The sequence below is a fragment of the uncultured Bacteroides sp. genome (assembly GCF_937912035.1).
Taxonomy (GTDB): Bacteria; Bacteroidota; Bacteroidia; order Bacteroidales; family Bacteroidaceae; genus Phocaeicola.
Window position 1 is genome coordinate 16,655 of sequence record NZ_CALDPF010000016.1, and the last position, 12,084, is coordinate 28,738.

12 protein-coding genes are annotated in these 12,084 nt (G+C 36.9%); 9 read left to right on the forward strand and 3 right to left on the reverse strand.

The features are described from left to right. Positions 1 to 36 precede the first annotated feature (36 nt). Positions 37 to 423 carry a hypothetical protein gene (locus tag Q0486_RS02505; protein ID WP_299230136.1) on the reverse strand — a complete coding sequence of 129 codons (387 nt, stop codon included), beginning with the start codon at positions 421 to 423 and terminating at the stop codon, positions 37 to 39. Between the two features lie 103 nt (positions 424 to 526). After that, positions 527 to 1,024 (reverse strand): type II toxin-antitoxin system antitoxin SocA domain-containing protein, encoded by a 498-nt coding sequence (locus Q0486_RS02510; protein ID WP_299230137.1) that lies wholly within the window; start codon positions 1,022 to 1,024, stop codon positions 527 to 529. A 306-nt stretch (positions 1,025 to 1,330) separates the two neighbouring features. Between Q0486_RS02510 and Q0486_RS02515 the strand changes: the two genes are divergently transcribed. Further along, the gene (locus Q0486_RS02515; RefSeq protein ID WP_299230138.1) at positions 1,331 to 2,650 is read left to right on the forward strand and encodes an ATP-binding protein; all 1,320 of its coding nucleotides are present in this window, start codon (positions 1,331 to 1,333) and stop codon (positions 2,648 to 2,650) included. Between the two features lie 99 nt (positions 2,651 to 2,749). Then, complete coding sequence (gene trxA, locus Q0486_RS02520) at positions 2,750 to 3,199, forward strand: thioredoxin (protein WP_299230139.1); 450 nt, start codon at positions 2,750 to 2,752, stop codon at positions 3,197 to 3,199. A 2-nt stretch (positions 3,200 to 3,201) separates the two neighbouring features. Here the strand turns inward: trxA and Q0486_RS02525 are convergent, their stop codons facing one another. Beyond that, positions 3,202 to 4,404, reverse strand: a complete 1,203-nt coding sequence (locus tag Q0486_RS02525) for a class I SAM-dependent methyltransferase (RefSeq protein WP_299230140.1) — start codon at positions 4,402 to 4,404, stop codon at positions 3,202 to 3,204. A 249-nt stretch (positions 4,405 to 4,653) separates the two neighbouring features. On the opposite strand from Q0486_RS02525, the gene Q0486_RS02530 reads away from it, so the two are divergent. The 7 genes from Q0486_RS02530 (at position 4,654) to fucI (ending at position 11,887) form a co-directional block, all read left to right on the forward strand. Next, a complete protein-coding gene (locus Q0486_RS02530) occupies positions 4,654 to 5,178 on the forward strand; it encodes a DUF177 domain-containing protein (protein WP_299230141.1) in 525 nt (174 codons plus the stop codon). Between the two features lie 16 nt (positions 5,179 to 5,194). Continuing rightward, complete coding sequence (gene rpmF / locus Q0486_RS02535; protein WP_007559879.1) at positions 5,195 to 5,380, forward strand: 50S ribosomal protein L32; 186 nt, start codon at positions 5,195 to 5,197, stop codon at positions 5,378 to 5,380. A 106-nt stretch (positions 5,381 to 5,486) separates the two neighbouring features. Beyond that, positions 5,487 to 6,488, forward strand: coding sequence for a beta-ketoacyl-ACP synthase III (locus Q0486_RS02540; protein ID WP_299230142.1), 1,002 nt, complete (start codon positions 5,487 to 5,489; stop codon positions 6,486 to 6,488). Positions 6,489 to 6,569: 81 nt separating this feature from the next. Then, entirely contained in the window at positions 6,570 to 7,451 is an 882-nt protein-coding gene (era, locus tag Q0486_RS02545) for a GTPase Era (RefSeq protein ID WP_299230143.1), read from the forward strand. A 34-nt stretch (positions 7,452 to 7,485) separates the two neighbouring features. After that, positions 7,486 to 8,799: a ribosome biogenesis GTPase Der gene (gene der / locus Q0486_RS02550; RefSeq protein ID WP_299230144.1), complete on the forward strand. Its 1,314-nt coding sequence runs from the start codon at positions 7,486 to 7,488 to the stop codon at positions 8,797 to 8,799. 200 nt (positions 8,800 to 8,999) lie between these two features. Continuing rightward, on the forward strand, positions 9,000 to 9,986 hold the full coding sequence (locus tag Q0486_RS02555) for a GntR family transcriptional regulator (protein WP_299230145.1): 987 nt from the start codon (positions 9,000 to 9,002) through the stop codon (positions 9,984 to 9,986). A gap of 128 nt (positions 9,987 to 10,114) precedes the next feature. Beyond that, a complete protein-coding gene (gene fucI, locus Q0486_RS02560) occupies positions 10,115 to 11,887 on the forward strand; it encodes an L-fucose isomerase (RefSeq protein ID WP_299230146.1) in 1,773 nt (590 codons plus the stop codon). Positions 11,888 to 12,084: the final 197 nt, after the last annotated feature.

Consider the following 12,084-nt stretch of genomic DNA (forward strand, 5'->3'; position numbering starts at 1 on the left):
CTCTACTCTTTTCAGATCACCTTGAAATTTGAGTTATTAAATACTCTTTTCATCAGGATTAAATTCCAAGTAGAAATTCTTTCTTTTCTTTTCAATATCTTTTAATTCTTGATACATGAACTTGCAAGCATAATCATAAAGTGGAATAGCCGTAACATATTCATTAGAATTCTTAAAACCTAAATTGGATTTAGTCTCTTTGTCTTCTTCAGTAGAAGACGGATCTTTTTCTAGCTCTACGAGAAAATGGAAAAGAGAATTTATTTTGCGTAGTTTATCTTCTTCACCAAACAAATCATATAGGATTCCATATTTTATAGAAAAATAAAAAAGAATATTCTCTTTTTTGTCTTTAATGAGATAATAAGCAATATTTTCAGCCACGTCCTCTTCATAGGCTTCGTTCTTTAGGGTGTGTTCCAAACTTCCGTTTCTTACATTACAAAAAGCCTTGACCAACCTAAGATTCTTATCGTTAGAAGACAGGCGTTCGCAAACAAGGGAATTTAGTATTTACTTTTGCTCTTCAGTTATTTGCATGATTGTTTGTTTTTGTCATCAAGGAATTTGCCTTTTCATATATAAAACGTCTAATTTTTATCCCTTCGGCATCTTCTCTGATATCATCTGTAATGATAAGCGCATGTTGATTTTCTATTGTAACCTTCTGTCTTGCTTTTTGCCAAGAGTATTCTCCGTGTGTAATACTACTTAAACTCCAAGAATCCTTTTGTGCATATGTTTCAAACACCATGTCAAATACAGACTTATAAATTTCTATTATTTCAGGTAACAATTCTTCATGTAATGCATTATCCCGATATTTCTGCCTTACAGGAACCATTGCAGGACCATATTTCCAGGCTTCAAAACAATCCTTAAATAAAGGTTCTCCTGTTTGGATAATAGATTCTCGCTGAGTAAAATAAAGTAACTTATGCAACTTCTTTTCATCAATCTCTCTACCAAACTGTTGCCGATAACGTCGGCAGATATAGGATGCTATTTTTACGACATCTGTCATAATATACTGATTTTCTTTATGAACAATGATAATAATTTCCGTAAAACTGACAAATGAATTATATTTATTTGTTTTGCGACATTACAATTTCATGATGTTTATCTGTAATTACTGTTTTATGCATTCATAAGAAAATTCAATTCAATAACCAAATACGGTTATTGAAAAGTATGATCCTTGGTTGTTTCGTTTATGAAACTTCCACCTCTATTTTGATTTTCAGTGTGTTTGCTTTATCTTTGCAGTAGCGAAACGGTCATTTCCGAAATGAGTGTTTCGGGAATAAACAAAGAAAGGACTAATGATATGAGATTTTTTGATAGAACAGATGAAATAGCATCCTTGCGTGAGATTCGCAGGATGTCGAGGGACAACGCCCAGTTCACGGTAGTGACAGGACGCCGCCGTATAGGTAAGACATCTCTCGTGTGGAAGGCATACGAGGACGAACCTATTTTATATTTCTTTGTTGCCCGTAAGGCTGAAGGTGATTTGTGTGAGGATTATCGGATTGAAATAGAGAGCAAGCTTGGAGTCCCAACAATGGGACGGGCAGAACATTTCGCTGATGTGTTTGAATTCCTGATGAAGCTTTCCATGGAGCGTCCGGTCACATTGTTCATTGACGAGTTCCAGGAGTTCTTCCGCGTGAACAAGTCGGTGTATAGCGACATGCAGCGGATCTGGGACATATACAGTACGAAAGCTCACATGAATCTCGTCGTTTGCGGTTCGATATACTCTATGATGACAAAGATATTCAAGGACAAGAAGGAACCTCTGTATAACAGACAGACACGTTTTATGACCGTACGCCCGTTCACTCCTACTGTGTTGAAAGAAATACTCGCGGAATATCATCCGGGACACACGTCGGAGGACTTGCTGGCACTGTATTCATTCACGGGTGGCGTGGCCAAGTATGTCCAGCTGCTTGTGGATGCCGGAGCGACTACCAAGTCGGCCATGATTGACAATATTATAAAGGCTGATTCCATTTTTCTGGGAGAAGGCAAGGCTGTCCTTATCGAGGAGTTCGGTAAGGACTATGGTGTATATTTCTCGATTCTGTCAGCTATAGCAAGAGGCAAGACCTCCCGTTCGGAAATAGAGGACATTGTGGGCAGGGAAATCGGCGGATACTTGACCAAGCTGGAAAACGAGTATGAGGTCATTGCCAAGAAGCAGCCCCTCTTTGAGAAGAGTTCCACAAAGAATGTCCGCTATACGATTGAGGACAACTTCTTCACGTTCTGGTTCCGTTTCATCTATAAGTACAGCTATATGCTTGAAATTGAGAACTATGACAGCCTGAAGACAATAATCAACCGGGATTACGAGACGTTCAGCGGTCTGATGCTCGAACGCTATTTCAGGCGTATGCTGATTGGATGCCATGCCTACACGCGCATTGGAGGATGGTGGGACCGCAAGGGTGAAAATGAAATCGACATTGTGGCCGAGAATGAACTGGACGAAGAAGCTACGTTTTACGAGGTGAAACGTAATGCTGATAATATCGACTTGGATGTCCTGAAACATAAGGCAGCGGCATTTCTGCGTGCCACGGGTGAGTTCAGGGGGTATAAAATCTCCTATAAGGGGTTGTCTATGGATGATATGTAGTCGTAGTACCTTTTACAAATTCTTAATGTATGAAACAGTGTCGTAAATTTGAATGTTTATTAAAAAAATAAGATGTTTATAATTTAAAATTGATATAATATGAGAAAAAACGTATTGTTTGCTTTGGTGATATTTTTTATGAATATTTTTATTGTCAGGGGAGTTGGAATTGGTGAGAATGAGTCTTATGTAAAACACTTGACTAAAAAAGAATTCATAGAAAAGGTCTATAATTATGAGAAGAATTCGGATAAGTGGGTATACGAAGGGGATAAACCTGCGATTGTAGATTTTTATGCTACATGGTGTGGTCCATGTAAAGCTATTGCACCTGTATTGGAAGAGCTTGCCAAGGAATATGCCGGTAAAATAGTTATCTATAAAATAGATACGGACAAGGAGAGGGAGTTATCAGCAGCGTTTGGCATAAGTAGTATTCCAACTTTGCTTTTTATTCCGGTAAGTGGTGATCCGCAGATTGCTCAAGGGGCTCTTCCAAAAGAAAGTTTAAAGCGTGCAATTGATGATTTTTTATTGAAGAAAAAGTGATTTTAATCTTTCTGGCATTTTATAAGAACTTTTTCGCCACTTCCTAGTGTTGTGGCGAATATGTATATGTCGCCACCTTCATTAAGTTTTAATCTCTTTCTTAAATCTGCAACAGTGGAAGGAAAATTTCTTATTGTTATATTAGCTTTCTCAAGGCCTTGAAGGAAGGTCTTGAGCTCTTTTTTATTGAATGTTGAAACATTTGTTACTTTAAACTGTCTGCCTGGAAAATTTTTAATTTTTTCCTTTGATGTATATAGGTGGCTGTTTGGATGTAACTTTTTTATCCCGAATGTTTTTGATATTAATTTAAATGGTCCGGCCTTAAGTAGGGAAGCTCCTGGTTCGTATAGATAATTTTCTATACTGTCTGAATACTCGATTTCTGTGGCTTTTTCTTCTGAAAAGTTGAATTTGAAATGTTGTGATTGTGAGTTGGTGAGAATTTGTTCACATTCGATATTTATTTTGTCTTTATTTATGTTGCTATTGTTTATGTCTTTTTGAAGTATTGCTACAAGCTCTTTGCATTCATTGTTTACCGATACTATATGCAGGTCTTTTAAATATTTCAAGTCATTCATGGCGGAATAGATATCAAGCATTGGAGATAGCTTTATAATGACTGTCTGTCCTTTATCTACCAGCATATCTTCAATAGTTCTTATATCAGGTTCGCAGTCGCATATAGCAACGGTCTTACTTCCGTGACTATCTCTTCTGGCGGGATCCAAAAAGATACAGTCTACCTTATTCATTTCTTTTAAAAAGTCAATTCCGTCGGTATTGTGTATTGTTATATGGTTTAATCCCAATGTCTGAAAGTTGTGTTCAGCAATTTTACATAATTCTTTTTGTCTTTCTACATAATGGACTTTTTTAAATTTACTTGCCATAAATGAGCAATCGACTCCAAAGCCGGCTGTGAGATCTACAAAACTTTCACCAGCTATAAGTGAGGATTTATACTTGGCTGTAACTTCTGAGGAACATTGTTCCATTGATAAATGTTGAGGGTATATGATTCCTTCCTGCTTAGCCCATGAAGGGATTTTTTTTTCTGCGATTTGCCATCCGGCTATTTGTGTAATGGCTTCGTTTATATTAATACATGTTTGTTTGCTATACTGTAAAGCAAGCAATTTAACATTATCTTTACGGTGGTTTAAGATAAATTCTTGTGTGATTTGAGATAAATTATCCATTAAAAACTCTGACTAATATTTCTTTCTTATGCAAAGTTATTTCTTTTGTTGGTATTGTGCATGAAGTATAAGATTTATTGTAATAAATATTTTCTTTTCAGAGGGTTACTATACGTGTATATATTTTTTTGACAAAATATTGAACGCAAATATTAGAATTAATGAATTATTTTTTGTAACTTTGTCGCCCGATTTATATGGTATTCAAACTTGGAAAAGATAGAAATATATGATATAGATTTAAAGAATATGAGAGAATCATCTGCTGTATATAAATATAAGGTGGATGATGAATTCTTTAAATTGATAGAGGCTACAGATATTCAGAAAGGCCAGTTGGATGTTACTGTGACAGTGAAAAAAGGAATAGGGGCATTCTTGTTGGAATTTCACATTGAGGGGTATGTTGTTGGCATTTGTGATAGATGTTTGGATGAAGTTGATGTTGATGTTGACACAGAGAATGAATTGAAGGTAAAACTAGGAGATGAATTTTCTGATGATGATGAAATCTTGACTATTCCGGAATCGGAAGGAAAAATAAATGTGGCTTGGAATATATATGAATTTGCATATCTTAGTCTCCCATACAGAATAGTACATGAAGAGGGGGAATGTAACGAAGAAATGCAACAGGCATTGAGTGGTCTGATGAGATATGACAACGAAGATGCTGCTCATTCCGAATGTGATGAATCCGAAAATGATGAGGATGGAGCGAAGGAAACGGATCCGCGTTGGAATGCATTAAAGAAAATATTAAATAATAATTAAATAAAGTTTTAGTAAAATGGCACATCCTAAAAGAAGACAATCAAAAACGAGAACTGCTAAGAGAAGAACTCATGATAAAGCAGTTGCTCCTACTTTGGCTATTTGCCCAAACTGCGGTGAATGGCATGTGTATCACACAGTATGTGGAGCTTGTGGCTACTACAGAGGTAAATTAGCAATTGAAAAAGAGGCTGCTCTATAATCAGAGTGGAACTTTTTCATGAACAGTTTATGTTCTTGAAAAAATAAAGCCGGAGGGCTTCGGCTCTTCGGCTTTATTTTTAGGATTCAAACTAAAATTTGAAACGATGGAAAAAATAAATGCGGTAATAACAGGTGTTGGGGGATATGTTCCTGACTATGTTCTTACAAATGAAGAATTATCAAGAATGGTTGACACTAATGATGAGTGGATAATGACTCGAATTGGTGTGAAAGAAAGACGCATTCTTAATGAAGAAGGATTGGGTACATCATATATGGCGCGTAAGGCGGCAAAGCAGCTTATGCAGAAAACGAACTCAGATCCTGATTCTATAGATTGTGTTATAGTTGCAACAACTACTCCTGATTATCATTTCCCTTCTACAGCTTCTATATTGTGTGATAAGTTGGGACTGAAAAATGCTTACGCTTTTGATTTGCAGGCTGCATGTAGCGGTTTTTTGTATGCAATGGAAACTGCTGCAAGTATGATTCAGTCGGGAAGACATAAGAAAATTATTATAGTTGGAGCCGATAAGATGTCTTCAATGGTAAATTATTCTGATCGTGCGACATGTCCTATCTTTGGTGATGGTGCTGCAGCTTGCATGGTTGAAGCTACTACTGAAGATTATGGTATCATGGATTCCATTTTAAGGACAGATGGTAAGGGACTTCCTTTTCTTCATATGAAGGCCGGAGGCTCTGTATGCCCTCCTTCGTATTTTACTATAGACAATAAGATGCATTATCTTTATCAAGAAGGAAGGACTGTCTTTAAATATGCTGTTTCCAATATGTCGGATGTTACCGAACAAATAGCAATAAGAAATGGTCTGAATAAAGATAATATAGACTGGATTGTTCCTCATCAGGCTAATTTAAGAATTATTGATGCCGTAGCTTCCAGACTCAGTGTTCCAATGGAAAAGGTGATGGTTAATATTCAGCATTTTGGAAATACTAGTGCTGGTACATTGCCATTGTGCTTGTGGGATTACGAAAAACAGCTGAAAAAAGGAGACAACATAATCTTCACTGCATTTGGTGCCGGATTTACTTGGGGAGCTGCTTATGTAAAGTGGGGTTATGACGGAAATAAGTAATATTTGACAGTAAAAAACAAATATACAAAAAACGCATCCCTGACAGATGCGTTTTTTTGTCATATAATATAAAAATATATTATGCACAAAGCTGGTTTCGTTAATATTGTCGGAAATCCTAATGTAGGTAAATCTACATTAATGAATTTATTGGTTGGTGAGAGGATATCTATCGCAACATTCAAGGCTCAGACCACACGTCATCGTATTATGGGTATATTGAATACTGAAGACATGCAGATAGTATTTTCTGATACTCCAGGAGTGTTGAAACCTAATTATAAGTTGCAAGAATCAATGCTTAACTTTTCAGAGTCTGCATTGGTTGATGCCGATGTGTTATTGTATGTCACTGATACAGTAGAGAAACCGGATAAGAATACTGACTTTATAGAGAAAGTGCGTAATATAAACGTGCCGGTTATACTGTTGATAAATAAAATAGATCTTATAAATCAGGATTTATTGGTTAAGCTGGTTGAGGATTGGCATGAAATGTTGCCTAATGCTGAAATCATTCCGATTTCTGCAATTGCAAAATTCAATGTTGATGTTGTGATGAAGAGAATTAAGGAACTGATTCCAGATTCACCTCCTTACTTTGGTAAGGACCAGTGGACTGATAAGCCTGCTCGTTTTTTTGTAACTGAAATAATAAGAGAAAAGATTCTCTTGTATTATGATAAAGAGATTCCTTATGCTGTTGAGGTTGTAGTTGAAAAATTTAAAGAGGAAGAGAATTGTATTCGTATTAATGCTGTTATTTTTGTTGAACGTGATTCACAGAAGGGGATAATAATAGGAAAACAAGGTAAGGCTCTTAAAAAGGTGGCAACTGAAGCTAGGAAGACACTTGAACATTTCTTTGGTAAGTCTATCTATCTGGAAACATTTGTAAAGGTAGATAAGGATTGGAGAAGTTCTGATAAAGAGTTAAGGAATTTTGGTTATCAATTAGATTAATCACCGGCTGGGATAGCCGTAAACAAATAAGAATATGGGAAATTTAGTTGCAATTGTTGGACGTCCGAACGTAGGAAAGTCAACACTGTTTAATCGTCTGACAAAAACTCGTCAGGCAATAGTTAATGAACAGGCGGGAACAACCCGTGATCGTCAGTATGGTAAATCTGAATGGTTAGGAAAGGAATTCTCCATTGTAGATACTGGAGGTTGGGTGGTTAACTCAGACGATATTTTTGAGGAGGAAATTCGCAAACAAGTATTGTTGGCTATGGATGAAGCCGATGTTATATTGTTTGTGGTTGATGTAATGAATGGAGTTACAGACCTTGATATGGAGGTCTCAGATATTCTGAGGCGTTCAAAGAAGCCTGTAATAATGGTTGCAAACAAAACTGATAATAACGATTTGCAATATAATGCAGCAGAGTTCTATTCTTTGGGGCTGGGTGATCCTTACTGTATATCGGCACTTAGCGGAAGCGGAACAGGTGACCTGCTGGATCTTATAGTGTCGAAATTCAAAAAAGATGCAGATGAAATATTTGAGGAGGACATACCTAGATTTGCTGTTGTAGGTAGACCTAATGCCGGTAAATCTTCCATTGTAAATGCTTTCATAGGAGAGGAAAGAAATATCGTCACTGAAATTGCTGGTACGACTCGTGATTCTATATATACCAGATATAATAAATTTGGTTTTGATTTTTATCTGGTAGATACAGCAGGAATAAGAAAAAAGAATAAGATTAATGAGGATTTGGAATATTATTCTGTTGTCCGTTCTATTCGTGCTATTGAGAATTCTGATGTATGTATACTCATGCTTGATGCAACTAGGGGTATAGAGGGACAGGATTTAAATATCTTTAGTCTTATTCAGAGAAATCAGAAAGGTTTGGTCGTTGTCGTTAATAAGTGGGATCTGGTAGAGGATAAGACTGTAAAAGTAATGAAAAACTATGAGGATGCTATCCGTAGTAGATTTGCACCGTTTACAGATTTCCCTATAATATTTGCTTCAGCGTTAACAAAGCAGCGAATCCTTAAAGTTTTGGAGGAGGCAAAAAATGTTTATTCTGCTAAAACAACAAGAATACCAACTGCAAGACTTAATGAGGAATTATTGCCGCTTATAGAAGCCTATCCACCTCCATCAAATAAAGGAAAGTATATCAAGATTAAGTATATTACCCAGCTGCCAAATACACAGATTCCTTCGTTTGTTTTCTTTGCAAATTTACCTCAGTATGTGAAAGAACCTTATAAACGTTTCTTGGAAAATAAAATGAGAGAACGGTGGAAATTATGTGGAACTCCTATAAATATATTTGTAAGGCAGAAATAATATTAGTTTCATTATATAATTGAAATAAATAAAATAGACCCAAAACTACGATTTGTTCGCAGCTTTGGGTTTTTTTGTATATTATATCTTTTAAAGTTTTCCTTTACTTTCTGTTGTTAAACATGTCATAACTTTTTGTTGTCAAAAATAAAATTCATTTCTTTGTGTCAGAACAGTTCAGCACAGTTAAGACCTTGCAAATGAAAGATAAAGTAAACTTCGGACAGCAATCCACAAAGGTTAAGCAACTGTCTGATATCATAGAACAGGATATCATGATGGGGAAATACAAGACAGATACCAGTCTGCCTTCCATAAATTATCTTAGCAAGGCTTACAATGTGTCGCGCGATACTGTTTTTAAGGCATTTTCTGATTTACGTGAGAGGAAACTTATCGATTCTACTCCAGGTAAGGGATATTATGTGACCAATCGCCAGGAGAAAATATTTCTTCTTCTTGATGAGTATTCACCTTTTAAAAACACGCTATATAATAGCTTCGTAAGAAAACTTTCTACATCATATAAAGTGGATTTGTGGTTTCATCAATATAATGAACATATATTCAATACTATATTGCATGAAGCTATAGGCCGTTACAATTATTATGTGGTGATGAATTTTGACAATGAGAAATTCTCGCCTTTGTTTAATAAGATAAACTCTTCACGTCTGTTACTTCTTGACTTCGGAAAGTTCGAGAAGGAGAATTATTCTTATATATGCCAGAATTTTGATGATGAGTTCTATAATGCTCTTACCAAACTTACTGATAGGCTGAAGAAATATCGTAAGATAGTATTCCAGTTTCCTGCTGATTCAAAACATCCTAGAGTCTCGGCTGACAGCTTCATACAGTACTGTCATGATAATGACATAGTTTCTGAAATATCCGAACAGGAGGACATCACAGATGTGGAGAATGGTGTGGCTTATATAGTTATTCGTCAGACAGATGTTGTGAATATAATAAAGAGAAGTAGAGAAAAAGGGATTAAGTGCGGACGTGACTTTGGTATTATTGCATATAATGATACGCCCGCATACGAAGTTATAGATGACGGAATCACTGCTTTGAGTGTAAATTGGGATGAGATGGGAAAGCAGGCTGCAAAATTCATACTTACGGGTGAGGTAGTTCGGACTTATCTCCATACTGAGGTGCATTTACGTAATTCGGTATGATTTCAGTTTTATTCATTTACAATATTCCTTTATTAATACAGATAAATCAGCATAGTTCAGCATAGCTATGGAATGCAGGATTATGTAAGTAAAAATATTAAAAACAAACTTTAAAAACTATTGAAACAATGAAAAATTATCCGAAAATCGGGATTCGTCCCACAATCGACGGACGTCAGGGTGGTGTCCGCGAAAGCCTTGAAGAAAAGACTATGAATCTTGCCAAAGCAGTTGCAGAACTTATTTCTTCTAATCTGAAAAATGGAGACGGAAGTCCTGTTGAATGTGTAATCGCTGATTCTACTATAGGACGTGTAGCTGAAAGTGCAGCTTGCGCAGAAAAATTCGAACGTGAAGGTGTAGGTGCTACTATCACTGTGACTTCTTGCTGGTGTTATGGAGCTGAAACAATGGATATGAATCCTTATTATCCAAAGGCTGTTTGGGGATTTAACGGAACTGAAAGACCGGGAGCCGTTTATCTGGCTGCCGTACTTGCTGGTCATGCACAGAAAGGTTTACCTGCGTTCGGTATCTATGGTCACGATGTACAGGATATTGAAGACAATACAATCCCTGCTGATGTAGCGGAAAAGATACTTCGTTTTGCACGTGCGGCACAGGCTGTAGCTACAATGCGCGGCAAGTCATATCTTTCTATGGGTAGCGTGTCAATGGGTATTGCAGGTTCTATCGTAAATCCGGATTTCTTCCAGGAATACCTTGGAATGCGTAATGAGTCTGTTGACTTGACTGAAATTATCCGTCGTATGACTGAAGGCATATATGATAAGGAAGAATTTGCCAAAGCTATGGCATGGACAGAAAAATATTGCAAGAAGAACGAAGGCAATGATTTCAATGTAGATGCAAAGAAAAAGACTCGTGAAGAAAAGGATGCCGATTGGGAATTTATCGTCAAGATGACTATCATTATGCGAGACCTTATGACAGGTAATCCTAAACTGAAGGAAATGGGATTCAAGGAAGAAGCCTTAGGACATAATGCAATAGCTGCAGGTTTCCAAGGACAGCGTCAGTGGACTGACTTCTATCCAAACGGTGACTATTCAGAAGCGTTGCTTAATACATCATTCGACTGGAATGGTATCCGTGAGGCATTTGTCGTGGCAACAGAAAACGATGCATGCAACGGTGTAGCTATGCTATTCGGTCACTTGTTGACAAACCGTGCACAGATCTTCTCTGATGTTCGTACATACTGGAGTCCAGAAGCAGTTAAACGTGTGACAGGAAAAGAACTTACAGGTTTGGCAAAGAACGGTATCATACACCTTATCAATTCCGGTGCAACTACTCTTGACGGAACTGGTCAGCAGACAGATGCTGAAGGAAATCCTACAATGAAACCGTCTTGGGAAATTACAGATGCTGAAGTGGAAAAATGTCTTGAAGCTACTACTTGGTATCCTGCTAACAGAGATTATTTCCGTGGCGGCGGTTTCTCTTCAAACTTCCTTTCAAAAGGTGGTATGCCTGTTACTATGAGCCGTCTTAACTTGGTGAAAGGTCTTGGTCCTGTTCTTCAGATTGCCGAAGGCTGGACAGTGGAAATTGATCCTGAAATACATAAACTTCTTGACGAACGTACTGACCGTACATGGCCTACTACATGGTTCGTACCACGCTTGTGCGACAAACCTGCTTTCAAAGATGTATATTCTGTAATGAATAACTGGGGAGCAAATCATGGAGCCATCAGCTATGGTCATATTGGCCAAGATTTGATTACTTTGGCTTCAATTCTCCGTATCCCTGTATGTATGCACAATGTTGACGATGACAAGATATTCCGTCCTGCAGCATGGAACGCATTTGGCATGGACAAGGAAGGTGCAGACTATAGGGCTTGCCAGAATTATGGGCCTATTTATAAATAAAAACAAATAGATTGTTGGTGATTATAAGATTATAGTTAATTTTGAAGTTCATGAACAGACAGTAAATTCTTTACTGTCTGTTTGTAACTGACAATTGTAATTGACAAAAGTTGAAACAAGATAATTGTAAGTTAATGTAATTAGCAGTATTATTATTCTGAATTTATATAGACGAAAATGTGAATTTAAAAAAATGT